The following is a 13096-nucleotide window of genomic DNA, read 5'->3' as shown; positions in this document are numbered from 1 at the left end:
ACGGACTGCCCGGACCGGACGGACTGCCCGGACCGGATGGACTGCACGGGTTCGGGGCCATGGCGTTCAGCCCTCGTGGCGTTCGGGACGCGGCGAACTGTCGGGACAGCCGCACGAGGTGCGGTGGACGAACGCGGCCGGCAGCCGGACGGTACGGCTCTCGCGGCCCGGTTCCGCCAGCCGTTCCAGCAGCAACCCGACGGCGCGGGCCCCGATCTCCCTGCTGGGCTGGGCGATCGCGGTCAGCCGGGGGGTGAACAGATCCGCCCAGGAGAAGTCGTCGAAACAGCACAGGGCCAGGTCGTCCGGCACGGTGAGACCCCGGGTGCGCAGCGCCCGCAGCGCGCCGATGGTCATCGCGTTGTTGGCGGTGACGAGGGCGGTCGGCCGCGCCGCGAGGGACAGCAGCCGGTGGGTGGCGGGCTCGGCCGTCTCCGCCCGGGACTCGCCGTGGACGACGAGCCGTTCGTCGTAGGGGAGTCCGGCGTGGGCGAGGCCGTGCCGGTACCCCGTGATCCGCTCGGCCGTGGTGCTGAGGCCCGGCAGACCCGCGACCAGCCCGATCCGCCGGTGGCCCCGCTCCGCGAGATGGGTGACCAGGGTCGTCATCGGCGCGGTGTTCTCGGCGCCCACCTGGTCGTGGCGGAAGCCGCTGTCGGCGGGGGCGCGCACCAGCCGGTCCAGGAACACGGTGGGCACGGAGTGTTTGCCGAGATAGCTCAGCAGCGCGTCCGGGGCCGCCGAGGGCGCGATGATCATGCCGTCCACCCGCCGCTCGTGCAGCAGTTGGGCGATCTTCCGCTCGTGCTCGGGATCGTCGTGCGGATCGGCGATGAGCAGGCTGTAGCCGTCCTCCAGGGCGCGGGCCTCCACACCCTGGAGGATCTCCGTGAAGTACGGGTTGCTGATGGCCGAGACCGCGAGTCCGATGGACCGGGTGCGCGCGGTGACGAGCGAGCGGGCCAGCGTGTTGGGCGTGTAGCCCAGTTCGTCGATCGCGTCGAGGACGGCCTGCCGGGTCCCCGGCGACACCGGGCGCGTGTCGTTCAGGACGTGCGACACCGTCGCGATGGACACGCCCGCACGCCGGGCCACGTCGACCATCGTCGCCATGGCGCTCCCTCCCCGGAACCCCTGGTCGCCCCCGGGAACGTCCTCGTTCCCGGGCCGGCGCGGCACCGCGCCGCCCGTGACCCGATGGGTCCCGGCGCTTCGGAACCTGCCGTCCGCCCGCGAAGGTATCCCATCCGGAGGCACACGTAAACGCTTACGCACAGGCTGCCCAAGCAGGCGTCAACAGGCGCGTAAGCGTTTACGAGGGCCTGGCGTCCCGGGCCACCCGGCGCCCGGCGGAACGATCTGTACCGGTATCGTCGCCCTGCCACCACCCGCGTCGGTGACCGCCCGTGCCGGCGGCCGGCCGTGTCGAAGGCCCTCGGAGCCGGCGACCACCGCGATCACGCCGGGCGGAGCATCCGCGAAGCCGTAGAAGTACCGCCTCGACCAGGGGAGTCGCCATGCCGGGCCGTCCGTCCGCGAGCCGCCGCACCGTCCTGAGGGGAGCGGCGCTCACCCCGGTCGCCGGGCTCGGACTCGCCGCCTGTTCCGGAGGCGGCGGCGGGGGAGCACCCGCGACACCGACCGCGCCGGTCGTGCTGGGCGCGGAGAGCGAGGTCGCCAAGGGCGAAGCCGAGCTGTACCAGGACCAGAACGTGGTCGTCAGCCGCGCCGAGGACGGCTCGCTCACGGCGTTCAGTTCGATCTGCACGCACGCGGGGTGCGCCATCAACAAGCTCGACGGCACCACGCTCGTATGCCCCTGCCACGGAAGCGAGTTCGACGCGCGGACGGGCAAGGTGCTGCGTTCGCCGGCCACGGAGCCGCTCAACCCGCTCTCCGTGGAGGAGAAGAACGGCAAGATCGTCGCGGGCCCGGAGGCGTGAGCGGCAATCCGGCGTGAGCGGCAATCCGGCGGAGGCCTTGGTGAACGGCGCGGCAGCGCCCGCTCCCCCGAGCCCTCTTCCGTTCAGGCCGACGTCGTTGGCTCCGTATGCCAGGCGTCTGATCGGCCAGCCGCCGTCGGCCCCGATATCGACTCGATCACCGGGATGCCTCCGGCCGACGCCCGGTGGCGGCAGCGCCAAGGGCGCAGCACTCGCCCGTCGCGGAATCAGGTGTGATTCCCGACAGATCCGGCGGGCGGGGTCTCGGCGCGCGTGTCGTATTCCGCGCGGGCCTCGTCGATGAGCGCCAGGTGCTCGGAACTCCACTCCAGGAGGGGCAGGGTGGCCTGGCAAAGCGAGCTGCCCATCGGGGTGAGCGCGTAGCTGACATGGGGCGGCATGACGTTGTGGATGGTCCGGGTCAGGATGCCGTCCCGTTCCAGACCGCGCAGGGTGACGGTGAGCATGCGCTGACTGATCCCGTCGACGGCGCGCTTGAGTTCGGAGAAGCGTCGCGGCCCTTCCTTGAGGTTGCACACGACCAGCAGCGACCACTTGTCCCCGACCATGGCGAGGACGGGGCGGAGCCGACTCGCGTCCTGCGCCTCCGGAACCGGCTCACTGTCCGTCACGGCCATCGTTACCTCCAGGGAACCATGGCACCGAAAAGTGCCTTATTGCCCGGCCTGTTTCGGGCACACCATGATGATTGCGGTTCCCAAAGGGAACCGAGGTGCGAATGGTAACCGTTGTTTTACCCCGTATATCCCGATGCCTCGGCTATCTCGATGCCTCGACACCCTGAGAAAGGATATTGGTCCTGTCATGTCAATATTTCTGTTGGTCCATGGTGCTTGGCACAGTGGACGGTCCTGGGAGCGAGTGGTTCCGCTGCTGGAGGCGGCCGGACATCGTGTGCTCGCTCCGTCGTTGACCGGCTACGGCGACAAGGCCCATCTGCTCAGCCCTGAAGTAGGGCTCGATACGCACGTCGGCGATGTCGTCCGGCTGATCGACGAAGCGGACCTCACCGATGTGGTGCTCGTGGGGCACAGCTACGCGGGGGCGGTCATCGCGTCCGCGGCCCACCAGGTGCCGGGCCGGATCGCGCACCTGGTGTACGTCGACTCGATGGTTCCACAAGACGGCGAGACCCCGGTCGACACCCTGCCCGAACTGCAGGGCCTGATCGACCTGGCCGCGGAATCCGATAGCCCGTGGCTCATTCCGCCGCCCCCGGAACAGCCGCCCCCGCTCGGCCTGTTCGGAGTGACGGACCCGGCCGATGTCGCGTGGCTGCGCACGGTGGTCTCGGATCACCCGGTGCGCTGCCTCCGGCAACCGGTCCGGCTGGACAACCCGGCGGCGAACGCGATCCCGCACACCCACATCCGCTGTGCCGGCGGGAACGCGGAAGGCTTCACTCTGCCGCCCGTCCCCGCGGTACAGCCCAACGGTTCTCCGGCGCGGGTGTGGGAACTGCCGACCGGCCACGACTGTATGGTCACCATGCCCGGCGAGCTCTGCGAGTTGCTTCTCAAGGCTGCAGTCAGTCCCTGACAAAGGCTGCAGTCAGTCCCTGACATAAGGCTGCCGTCAGTCCCTGACAATCGCAGACGGCTTTCCGTCGAACCTGCCGCGCGGGTACTCCCGGGAGGCGCCAGCGACGCCGTCCTGGTGGGCGAGGGTGTGCAGACCCCCGTCGAGACCCCGTAGCGCGACAGATGGTGCTGGACGCGTTGCAGCGGCGGTCCGCGGGCGGCGATCGCGGCCCGCAGCGCGACATGGAACGGGCCACCGCGCAGGGCCGTCTCCAGTTCCGCCGTGCCGGGGTCCGCGTGCTGTGTGCCGTGCCGCGCGCAAGGGCCTTTCCGCGCCGGTTCACTGCGGCTGACCAGGCCGTTCGTGGAGTGGTCGGGCCGCCTGGTGGGCGCGCGGGGACCGTTCGCACGCGGGTCGCGCCGTGCGCGCCCCAAGTTCCCCCGCATTGAAGCGTGTTGACCAAGTCCCGACAACACCTGATGCTCAACATGGCCGACCCCGGCCCCCGTACGCGCTTCCCTCCTCGACCCACCCGGGAGCAACGCGATGCGCTCGACCCGACGACTCCTCGCCCTCGCCGCGGTGCTGGCCGCCGTCGGCGCCGCCCCGGTGACCGACGCGGAGGGGCGCGCGGGCGTCCGTCACGACGCGCCGGCGTACGCGGACCGGCTCACGGCGCACGCCCACGGTCGGTTCGGCCCACGCGAGCCGGCCGGGCGCGTCGCCTACGGGACCGCCCCCGGGCGGCACGCGGACGGCGACGGACCGGGGGAGACCGGCAAGGGCGGGGCGGGGGAGACCGGCAAAGCCGGGCCCGGGGAGGCCGGGGAGACCGGGGACGGGCGGCCCGGTGGGGGCCGGACGAGCGGTCCGGACCGCACCGACCCCTTCGTCGTGGTGGCGTCGGCCGCCGCCGGGGCGGGAGCCCTCGTCGCCCTCTTCCTGAGCGTCTCGCGGGCCCTGCGGCGCCGCCAAGGCTGACCGGGCACGCCCGCACCCCGGGCGGCCGGAGTCCGTACTCACCGCACGGCGCGGTTGGCCGGCAGTCGCACCCCGTACGGCCCCGTCGGCCGGGAGCCCGCCGCGCTGTCGGTGCACGCCAGTAGGGTGTGTGACATGGCCGACCCCTCCAGCTACCGCCCCAAGCCGGGACAGATCCCGGACTCTCCCGGGGTGTACAAATTCCGCGACGAGCACCGCCGGGTGATCTACGTCGGAAAGGCGAAAAGCCTGCGCCAGCGGCTCGCGAGCTACTTCCAGGATCTGGCGAACCTGCACCCGCGCACCCGCACCATGGTCACCACCGCGGCGTCCGTGGAGTGGACGGTCGTGTCCACGGAGGTCGAGGCGCTCCAGCTGGAGTACTCCTGGATCAAGGAGTTCGACCCCCGGTTCAACGTCAAGTACCGCGACGACAAGAGCTATCCCTACCTCGCGGTGACGATGAACGAGGAGTTCCCGCGCGTGCAGGTGATGCGCGGCCACAAGAAGAAGGGCGTGCGCTACTTCGGCCCCTACGGGCACGCGTGGGCCATCCGCGACACCGTGGACCTGCTGCTGCGCGTCTTCCCGGTCCGCACCTGCTCCGCCGGAGTCTTCAAGAACGCCACGCGCACCGGCCGCCCCTGCCTGCTCGGCTACATCGGCAAGTGCTCGGCCCCCTGCGTCGGACGGGTCTCGCCTGAGGAACACCGTGAACTGGCCGAGGAGTTCTGCGACTTCATGGCCGGCCGCACGGGGACGTACATCCGCCGGCAGGAACAGCAGATGGCCGAGGCCGCCGAGGAGATGGAGTACGAGCGCGCTGCCCGGCTGCGTGACGACATCGAGGCCCTCAAGAAGGCGATGGAGAAGAACGCGGTCGTGCTCGCCGACGCGACCGACGCGGACCTCATCGCCGTCGCCGAGGACGAGCTGGAAGCCGCCGTGCAGATCTTCCACGTGCGCGGCGGACGCGTGCGCGGCCAGCGCGGCTGGGTCACGGACAAGGTGGAGGCGGTCACCACCGGCGACCTCGTCGAACACGCGCTCCAGCAGCTCTACGGCGAGGAGACCGGCGACTCGGTCCCCAAGGAGGTGCTCGTCCCGGCCCTGCCCGACCCGGTGGAGCCGGTTCAGGAGTGGCTCACCGAGCGCCGCGGGTCGATCGTGTCGCTGCGCATCCCGCAGCGCGGCGACAAGAAGGCCCTCATGGAGACCGTGCAGCGCAACGCGCTCCAGGCCCTCGCCCTGCACAAGACCAAGCGCGCCTCCGACCTCACCACCCGTTCGCGGGCCCTGGAGGAGATCGCCGAGGCGCTCGACCTGGACAGCGCGCCCCTGCGGATCGAGTGCTACGACATCTCGCACCTCCAGGGCGACGACGTGGTGGCGTCCATGGTCGTCTTCGAGGACGGGCTCCAGCGCAAGAGCGAGTACCGGCGCTTCCAGATCAAGGGCTTCGCCGGCCAGGACGACGTCCGCTCCATGCACGAGGTGATCACCCGCCGCTTCCGCCGCTATCTGGTGGAGAAGGAGAAGACGGGGGAGTGGACGAACGGCGCGGACACCCCCACCGGGATCTCCTCGGGGACCTCCGCCGGGGTTCCCTCCGTGCCCCCCGGTGGCGAGGTCCCCGAGATCTCCTTCACCGAGGACGACGGCCGGCCCAAGCGGTTCGCCTACCCGCCGCAGCTCGTCGTGGTGGACGGCGGCAGGCCGCAGGTCGCCGCCGCCAAGAGGGCCCTGGACGAGCTGGGCATCGACGACATCGCCGTGTGCGGGCTCGCCAAGCGCCTGGAGGAGGTGTGGCTGCCGGACGACGAGGACCCCGTGGTCCTGCCGCGCAGCAGCGAGGGCCTGTACCTCCTCCAGCGCGTCCGGGACGAGGCGCACCGCTTCGCCATCACCTACCAGCGCGCCAAGCGGGCCAAGCGCTTCAGGTCCGGCCCCCTGGACGACGTGCCCGGTCTCGGCGAATCGCGCAAGCAGGCACTGATCAAGCACTTCGGCTCGGTGAAGAAGCTGCGTTCCGCGACGATCGACCAGATCTGCGAGGTTCCCGGCATAGGCCGAAAAACGGCGGAGACCATCGCCGTGGCCCTCGCCCAGGCGGCTCCCGCCGCACCCGCCGTGAACACGGCGACCGGAGAGATCATGGAAGACGACGAAGACGCGGCGCCCGAGACGACGGCGGGCCCCGCGGAGGAGCCCGTGACCGCGGGCGCCTCGGACGAACGACGGGGGCAGGAGACATGAGCGAGAACGAAGAGCGAGCGGCGCAACGCCCGGCGCGGACCGAGGAAGACCCCGGCACCGCCGCCGCGGACCGCCCGGAGCGCGCGGCACCACAGGCCGGGGACCGCCCGGAGCGCGCGGCACCACAGGCCGGGGACCGGCCGGAGCACCCGGCACCACAGGCAGAGCACGAGACCCCCCAGGAAAACGGAGCACACGTGGGTACGGGCACCGAGACGGCCGCGACGGCGGCCCCGGACGCGGTCATCCCCGAGCTGGTGATCATCTCCGGCATGTCCGGAGCGGGCCGGTCCACGGCCGCCAAGTGTCTGGAGGACCTCGGCTGGTTCGTGGTCGACAACCTGCCGCCCGCGCTGATCCCCACCATGGTGGAGCTGGGCGCCCGCTCCCAGGGCAACGTGGCGCGCATCGCCGTCGTCGTCGACGTGCGCGGCCGCCGCTTCTTCGACAATCTGCGCGAATCCCTCGCCGATCTGGAGTCCAAGCACGTCACCCGGCGCATCGTCTTCCTGGAGTCCTCCGACGAGGCCCTGGTGCGCCGCTTCGAGTCCGTGCGCCGGCCCCACCCCCTCCAGGGCGACGGCCGCATCGTGGACGGCATCGCCGCCGAACGCGAGCTGCTGCGCGAGCTGCGCGGCGACGCCGACCTGGTCATCGACACCTCCAGCCTGAACGTGCACGAGCTGCGCGCCAAGATGGACGCCCAGTTCGCGGGCGAGGAGGAGCCCGAGCTGCGGGCCACCGTCATGTCCTTCGGCTTCAAGTACGGACTGCCGGTCGACGCCGATCTGGTCGTGGACATGCGCTTCTTGCCCAACCCGCACTGGGTCCCGGAGCTGCGCCCCTTCACCGGCCTGAACGAGGAGGTGTCGGCGTACGTCTTCAACCAGCCCGGCGCCAAGGAGTTCCTCGACCGCTACGCCGAGCTGCTCCAGCTCATCGCCGCCGGCTACCGGCGGGAGGGCAAGCGCTATGTGACCATCGCCGTCGGCTGCACCGGCGGCAAGCACCGCTCCGTGGCGACGTCCGAGAAGCTCGCGGCCCGGCTCGCCTCCCAGGGCGTGGAGACCGTGATCGTGCACCGGGACATGGGGCGCGAGTGACCGGACGTGCCGTCCCGCGGCTGTACCGGCTGCGCCGGGAGACCCCCGGGGAGCGTGCCGGGCGGCCCGACGTGGCGCGCGGCGCCAAGCCGCGCCGCCGCGGCGCCCAGCCCAAGGTCGTCGCCCTCGGCGGCGGCATGGGCCTGTCCGCCTCGCTCGCCGCGCTCCGCCGGATCACCGGCGACCTCACCGCCGTCGTCACGGTGGCCGACGACGGCGGCTCCAGCGGGCGCCTGCGCGACGAGCTGGGCGTCCTGCCGCCCGGCGATCTGCGCAAGGCGCTGGCGGCGCTGTGCGGCGACGACGACTGGGGTCAGACCTGGGCCCGCGTCATCCAGCACCGCTTCCAGTCCAAGGGCGACCTGCACGAACACGCGGTCGGCAATCTGCTGATCGTCGCCCTGTGGGAGCAGCTCGGGGATCACGTCCAGGCCCTCGACCTGGTCGGCAGGCTGCTGGGCGCGCACGGCCGGGTGCTGCCCATGTCCGCCGTACCCCTGGAGCTCCAGGCCCTGGTCAAAGGGCATGACCCGGACCGGCCCGAGGACGTCGACACCGTCCGGGGCCAGGCGACCGTGGCGCTCACCCCCGGCGAGGTGCAGTCCGTGCACGTGGTGCCGCACGACCCGCCGGCCGTGCCCGAGGCCGTCGCCGCCGTCCTCGACGCCGACTGGGTGGTCCTCGGCCCGGGCTCCTGGTTCTCCTCGGTGATCCCGCACCTGCTGGTGCCCGAGCTGCTCGACGCCCTCATCCAGACCAAGGCGCGCCGGGTACTCTCCCTGAACCTCGCCCCGCAGCCCGGAGAAACCGAAGGCTTCTCCCCGCAGCGTCATTTGGAGGTTTTGGGACGACACGCCCCTAAACTCGCCCTGGACGTGGTGCTGGCCGACGAGGCCGCCGTGCCCGACCGCGACTCTCTCGCCGACGCCGCCAAGCGGCTCGGCGCCGCGGTCGAGCTGGCGCCGGTGGCCCGGACCGACGGAACTCCGCGGCACGACCCGGAGCTGTTGGCCGCCGCGTACGACCGTATTTTTCGGATGCATGGAAGGATCGGCCCATGGCGATGACGGCAGCGGTGAAGGATGAGATTTCCCGGCTTCCCGTCACCCGGACGTGCTGCAGAAAGGCGGAGGTCTCCGCCATTCTGCGGTTCGCGGGCGGCCTTCACCTGGTGAGCGGCCGGATCGTGATCGAGGCGGAGCTGGACACCGCCATGGCGGCGCGCCGCCTGAAGCGGGACATTCTGGAGATCTTCGGCCACAGCTCCGAACTGATCGTGATGGCGCCCGGCGGGCTGCGCCGCGGTTCGCGCTATGTCGTCCGGGTGGTCGCCGGTGGTGACCAGCTCGCCCGGCAGACCGGGCTCGTGGACGGCCGCGGACGCCCCATCCGGGGTCTGCCGCCGCAGGTGGTCTCGGGGGCCACCTGCGACGCCGAGGCGGCCTGGCGCGGCGCGTTCCTGGCGCACGGCTCCCTCACCGAGCCCGGCCGGTCCTCCTCCCTGGAGGTGACCTGCCCGGGTCCCGAGGCAGCCCTCGCCCTGGTCGGCGCCGCCCGCCGGCTGTCCATCGCGGCGAAGGCCCGCGAGGTGCGCGGCGTGGACCGGGTCGTCGTCCGTGACGGTGACGCGATCGGCGCCCTGCTGACCCGCCTCGGCGCGCACGAGTCGGTGCTGGCCTGGGAGGAGCGCCGGATGCGCCGCGAGGTGCGCGCCACGGCGAACCGGCTCGCCAACTTCGACGACGCCAACCTGCGCCGCTCGGCCCGCGCGGCCGTCGCCGCCGGGGCCCGGGTGCAGCGCGCGCTGGAGATCCTCGCCGACGAGGTGCCGGAGCACCTCGCCGCCGCCGGACGGCTGCGCATGGAGCACAAGCAAGCCTCCCTGGAGGAGCTGGGCGCGCTCGCCGACCCGCCGCTGACCAAGGACGCCGTCGCGGGCCGCATCCGCCGCCTGCTGGCCATGGCCGACAAGCGGGCGCAGGACCTCGGCATCCCCGGCACCGAGTCGAACCTCTCCGAGGAGATGGCCGACAACCTCGCGGGATGACCTGACGACAGCTCAACACGCCGGTGCCGACGCCCACTTGGGACGTCGGCGCCGACGTTTGTCCGTTCTTGAGGCGCCCTTGACTTGACCATGGACTGTCATGAGCCTGGGCTTCTGTCCGCCGCTGTGGCGGACCGGTACAAGGGGGGCTCATGAGACGAAGAGCGAGCGCGATCCTCGCCACCGGCGCGCTCCTGCTGGGCGGCGCGGCCCTGGCGCCGATCGCCCGGGCGGACAGCGGCGGCCGGCCCGGCCCCGACCCGGACGCCGTCAAGGTGTTCCGCGCCGAGGTCACGAAACAGCAGGTACCCCTGCTCCTCGCGGCCGGCCAGGACGGACACGAATTCGGCGACGCCACCTGGAAGAACGGCAAGAGCACGGTCGAGGTCTACGTCACCGACCGGCAGGCCGGGAAACTGGAGGAACAGGGCGTCGACCTCACCGAGCACACCCTCTCCGCCAAGGCCGGGAAACGCGTCGCCGGCGCCGCGCAGGGGGTGTTCCGCCCGTACAGCGGAAAGGGCAACCTCCAGGAGGAGATCGTCCGGACGGGCGCGGCCCACCCCGGTCTCACCAAGGTCGTCTCCATCGGCAAGACCCTCAAGGGCCAGGACATCCTCGCGCTCAAACTGACCAAGGGCGCGAAGACGACCAGGGACGGCGCCAAACCGTCCGTGCTCTACATGTCCAACCAGCACGCGCGCGAGTGGATCACCCCCGAGATGACCCGGCGGCTGATGCACTACTACCTCGACCACTACGCGACCGACCGGCGCGTCAGGAAGATCGTCGACTCGACCGAACTGTGGTTCGTGCTGTCCGCCAACCCCGACGGCTACGACTACACGTTCCAGGGCGAGGACACCCGCCAGTGGCGCAAGAACCTCCGGGACGTCAACGGCGACGGCGTCATCTCCACCGGGGACGGCGTCGACCTCAACCGCAACTTCGCCTACAAATGGGGCTACGACGACGAGGGCTCGTCCCCCAACCCCACCAGCGAGACCTACCGCGGCGCGAGCCCCGGCTCCGAGCCCGAGACCAAGGCGCTCGACGCCTTCGAGAAGCGCGTCGGCTTCACGTACGGCATCAACTACCACTCCGCCGCCGAACTGCTCCTGTACGGGGTCGGCTGGCAGGTGGCGACGCCCACCCCGGACGACGTGCTCTACCGGGCGCTCGCCGGTACCCCCGGGAACTCGGCGATCCCCGGCTACCACCCGCAGGTCTCCTCGGAGCTGTACACCACCAACGGCGAGGCGGACGGGCACGCCGGGAACGTCAACGGCACGGCCATGTTCACCCCCGAGATGTCGACCTGCCAGACCGCGTCGAACCTCGACCCCGACGACGCCTGGAACGCCGCCGACTGCGCCTCCGTCTTCACCTTCCCGGACGACGAGAAGCTGATCCAGCAGGAGTTCGCGAAGAACGTCCCCTTCGCGCTCTCCGTCGCCGAGACCGCCGCCCACCCCGACCGGCCCTCCTCCTCGGTCGGCCTCGACGCCCCCGACTTCACCCCCGCCGCCTTCGCCGCCTCCTACTCCCGCGGCGCCGACCAGGAGGTCTCCGTCGTCGCCCGCAAGTCGGTGCGCGACAAGGAACTCAAGTACCGCGTCAACGGCGGCCGCACCCACGACATGGCCCTCAGGCCGTGGAAGGGCGGCGAGACCTACGGCGGCGACGACAACCTCTACTTCGACGAGTACCGCGCCAAGGTCAAGGACGGCGACCGGGGCGACAAGGTCGAGGTCTGGTTCACCGGCGAGACCAGGAACGGCAAGCGCACCTCCAGCACCCACTTCACCTACACCGTCGCCGACCGGCCCCGCGCCGACGTCCTCGTCGTCGCCGAGGAAGGCGCCACCGCCACCCAGGCACAGACCTACGTCGACGCGCTGAAGGCCAACGGCAGGAAGGCCCTCGTCTGGGACGTCGCCACCCAGGGCGCCCCCGACGCGCTCGGCGTCCTCGGCCACTTCGGCACCGTCGTCCACTACACCGGCGCCCCGCGCCCCGGCAACGCCACCCAGCTCCAACTGCGCGCCTTCCTCAACGAGGGCGGCAAGCTGGTCGAGGCCGGCGAACAGGCCGGCGGCAGCGTCGACCTCGGCGGCGGCAACCTCTCGAACGACTTCAGCCAGTACTACCTGGGCGCCTACTCCCGCACCTCCACCCCCGGCGCCAGCGGCTTCACCGGCTCGGGCCTGCTCGCCGGCGCCGGCGGAGCGCTCGGCGACGCGCCCGGCAACCCGCTGAACGCGGCGGGCACCTACGGCGTCACCTCCGACTCGCTGGCCCCCGCCCGGTACCCGCAGTTCGCCTCCAGCGCCGGAGCGGGCCGCTTCGCCGGAACCGTCAACCCGTACGGGCCCTACGCGGGCTCCTTCATGGCCGCCGCCGTCCACACCGACGACGCCTACAAGCGCCTCACCCGCACCATCGACCTCACCGGCGTCTCCGCCGCCGACCGGCCCACGCTGCGCTCCCAGCTCCTGTGGGACACCGAGCCCGGCTACGACCACGCCGTCGTGGAGATCCACACGACCGGCGCCGACGACTGGACCACGCTCCCCGAGGCGGGCGGCGCCACCACCTCCGCCGTCCCCGAGGAGTGCGAGGCCGGCTTCCTGGCCCGGGAACACCCCTGGATCCGGCACTACCTCACCGTGGACGCGGCCGGCTGCACCGCCACCGGCAGCAGCGGCTCCTGGAACAGCCTCACCGGCTCCTCCAGCGGCTGGCAGCGGGCCGACTTCGACCTGAGCGCGTACGCGGGCCGGTCCGTCGAGGTCTCCTTCAGCTACATCAGCGACCCGGGCTCCGGCGGCCACGGCCTCCTCGTCGACGACGCCTCCCTCGTCGTCGGCGGCACCGCCACCGAGACGGAGGGCTTCGAGTCCTCCTTCGGCCCCTGGTCCGTCGCCGGACCGCCCCCGGGCAGCCCGGCCGTCCTGCGCGACTGGACGCGCACCGGGGAACTGTTCACCACCTACGGAGCGGTAACCACCCGCGACACCGTGCTCCTCGGCTTCGGCCTGGAACACGTCACGGCGCCGGCCGACCGCGCGGCCCTGATCGGAAAGGCCCTCTCCGCGCTGCGAGGCTGACCCAGCGTGACGAACACATGAACAGCGTGGGTGGTCCGTACCCCTACTGGCGGGTACGGACCGCCCTGCCGTGTATGGCCCTACTCGATGTCACTCCGGAGGCCTCAGGGAGGT

General features: G+C 71.7%; 10 protein-coding genes and 1 pseudogene. 8 read left to right on the top strand and 3 right to left on the bottom strand.

The genetic code is table 11. The features are described 5' to 3' along the window. Window positions 1–66 precede the first annotated feature (66 nt). Window positions 67–1113, bottom strand: coding sequence for a LacI family DNA-binding transcriptional regulator (locus tag AB0912_RS13910; RefSeq protein WP_366699140.1), 1047 nt, complete (start codon window positions 1111–1113; stop codon window positions 67–69). Window positions 1114–1517: 404 nt separating this feature from the next. Here AB0912_RS13910 and AB0912_RS13905 point away from each other — a divergent pair, with 404 nt between their 5' ends. After that, window positions 1518–1943 carry a Rieske (2Fe-2S) protein gene (locus AB0912_RS13905; RefSeq protein WP_366699138.1) on the top strand — a complete coding sequence of 142 codons (426 nt, stop codon included), beginning with the start codon at window positions 1518–1520 and terminating at the stop codon, window positions 1941–1943. Window positions 1944–2170: 227 nt separating this feature from the next. Here AB0912_RS13905 and AB0912_RS13900 read toward each other — a convergent pair whose 3' ends face one another. Then, window positions 2171–2581 carry a helix-turn-helix domain-containing protein gene (locus tag AB0912_RS13900; protein WP_366699136.1) on the bottom strand — a complete coding sequence of 137 codons (411 nt, stop codon included), beginning with the start codon at window positions 2579–2581 and terminating at the stop codon, window positions 2171–2173. Between the two features lie 187 nt (window positions 2582–2768). Between AB0912_RS13900 and AB0912_RS13895 the strand changes: the two genes are divergently transcribed. Continuing rightward, window positions 2769–3503 carry an alpha/beta fold hydrolase gene (locus AB0912_RS13895; RefSeq protein ID WP_366699333.1) on the top strand — a complete coding sequence of 245 codons (735 nt, stop codon included), beginning with the start codon at window positions 2769–2771 and terminating at the stop codon, window positions 3501–3503. A gap of 134 nt (window positions 3504–3637) precedes the next feature. Here AB0912_RS13895 and AB0912_RS13890 read toward each other — a convergent pair. Then, window positions 3638–3841, bottom strand: a pseudogene (locus AB0912_RS13890) (hypothetical protein); the annotation flags it as partial. A gap of 190 nt (window positions 3842–4031) precedes the next feature. Between AB0912_RS13890 and AB0912_RS13885 the strand changes: the two are divergent. The 6 genes from AB0912_RS13885 (at window position 4032) to AB0912_RS13860 (ending at window position 12982) form a co-directional block, all read left to right on the top strand. Beyond that, a complete protein-coding gene (locus AB0912_RS13885) occupies window positions 4032–4466 on the top strand; it encodes a hypothetical protein (RefSeq protein ID WP_366699134.1) in 435 nt (144 codons plus the stop codon). Window positions 4467–4601: 135 nt separating this feature from the next. After that, window positions 4602–6722 carry an excinuclease ABC subunit UvrC gene (gene uvrC / locus AB0912_RS13880; protein WP_366699132.1) on the top strand — a complete coding sequence of 707 codons (2121 nt, stop codon included), beginning with the start codon at window positions 4602–4604 and terminating at the stop codon, window positions 6720–6722. Continuing rightward, window positions 6719–7825, top strand: a complete 1107-nt coding sequence (gene rapZ, locus AB0912_RS13875; RefSeq protein ID WP_366699130.1) for an RNase adapter RapZ — start codon at window positions 6719–6721, stop codon at window positions 7823–7825. Before uvrC ends, rapZ begins: the two co-directional genes overlap by 4 nt. Next, window positions 7822–8892: a uridine diphosphate-N-acetylglucosamine-binding protein YvcK gene (gene yvcK, locus AB0912_RS13870; protein WP_366699128.1), complete on the top strand. Its 1071-nt coding sequence runs from the start codon at window positions 7822–7824 to the stop codon at window positions 8890–8892. Before rapZ ends, yvcK begins: the two co-directional genes overlap by 4 nt. Beyond that, the gene (whiA, locus tag AB0912_RS13865) at window positions 8883–9872 is read left to right on the top strand and encodes a DNA-binding protein WhiA (RefSeq protein ID WP_266757464.1); all 990 of its coding nucleotides are present in this window, start codon (window positions 8883–8885) and stop codon (window positions 9870–9872) included. The genes yvcK and whiA overlap by 10 nt, the downstream gene beginning before the upstream one ends. A gap of 152 nt (window positions 9873–10024) precedes the next feature. Continuing rightward, window positions 10025–12982: a M14 family zinc carboxypeptidase gene (locus AB0912_RS13860; protein ID WP_366699126.1), complete on the top strand. Its 2958-nt coding sequence runs from the start codon at window positions 10025–10027 to the stop codon at window positions 12980–12982. Window positions 12983–13096: the final 114 nt, after the last annotated feature.

This window comes from Streptomyces sp. NPDC007084 (assembly GCF_040703595.1).
In the GTDB taxonomy this organism is placed as follows: Bacteria; Actinomycetota; Actinomycetes; order Streptomycetales; family Streptomycetaceae; genus Streptomyces.
The sequence above is the reverse complement of the archived record's forward strand: the minus strand, read 5'-3'. Positions and strand labels throughout refer to the sequence as shown.

Bases quoted from the DNA above. Each gene is read 5' to 3' on its own strand.
- AB0912_RS13910 (WP_366699140.1), bottom strand. From the start codon at position 1,113: ATGGCGACGATGGTCGACGTGGCCCGGCGTGCGGGCGTGTCCATCGCG.
- AB0912_RS13905 (WP_366699138.1), top strand. From the start codon at position 1,518: ATGCCGGGCCGTCCGTCCGCGAGCCGCCGCACCGTCCTGAGGGGAGCG.
- AB0912_RS13900 (WP_366699136.1), bottom strand. From the start codon at position 2,581: ATGGCCGTGACGGACAGTGAGCCGGTTCCGGAGGCGCAGGACGCGAGT.
- AB0912_RS13895 (WP_366699333.1), top strand. From the start codon at position 2,769: ATGTCAATATTTCTGTTGGTCCATGGTGCTTGGCACAGTGGACGGTCC.
- AB0912_RS13885 (WP_366699134.1), top strand. From the start codon at position 4,032: ATGCGCTCGACCCGACGACTCCTCGCCCTCGCCGCGGTGCTGGCCGCC.
- uvrC (WP_366699132.1), top strand. From the start codon at position 4,602: ATGGCCGACCCCTCCAGCTACCGCCCCAAGCCGGGACAGATCCCGGAC.
- rapZ (WP_366699130.1), top strand. From the start codon at position 6,719: ATGAGCGAGAACGAAGAGCGAGCGGCGCAACGCCCGGCGCGGACCGAG.
- whiA (WP_266757464.1), top strand. From the start codon at position 8,883: ATGGCGATGACGGCAGCGGTGAAGGATGAGATTTCCCGGCTTCCCGTC.
- AB0912_RS13860 (WP_366699126.1), top strand. From the start codon at position 10,025: ATGAGACGAAGAGCGAGCGCGATCCTCGCCACCGGCGCGCTCCTGCTG.